Consider the following 382-nt stretch of genomic DNA (forward strand, 5'->3'; position numbering starts at 1 on the left):
CGCCCAGTCCACCGGCCTGATTGGAGAATCCCTGGACAATTTTGCCGATGCGGCGGTGTACGGGCTTGCCCTTTATGCGGTTGGACATAGCGTGAAAATGCAGGTACGTGCCGCGCATCTTGCTGGTGTACTGCAACTGATCTTGGCTGTGGGCGTGCTCGTAGAGGTGGTGAGACGCTTTGTATTCGGTAGTGAGCCTGAATCGCTGGTGATGATGGCTATCGCATTCGTCGCATTGATTGCCAATACCAGTTGTCTGCTGCTCATATCCAAACATCGGGAAGGCGGGGCGCACATGAAGGCAAGCTGGATATTCTCGGCCAACGACGTGGTGATCAACCTGGGGGTCATCACCGCCGGCGCCCTGGTCGCGTGGACCGGT

1 protein-coding gene is annotated in these 382 nt (G+C 57.3%); it reads left to right on the forward strand.

Annotation, left to right across the window (positions count from 1 at the left end; all coding sequences use genetic code 11):
• On the forward strand, positions 1-382 hold a 382-nt coding region (locus tag CXF87_RS12470; RefSeq protein ID WP_198556101.1), incomplete at both ends, for a cation transporter.

Source organism: Halomonas sp. MES3-P3E (assembly GCF_002836035.1).
Lineage (GTDB): Bacteria > Pseudomonadota > Gammaproteobacteria > Pseudomonadales > Halomonadaceae > Vreelandella > Vreelandella arctica.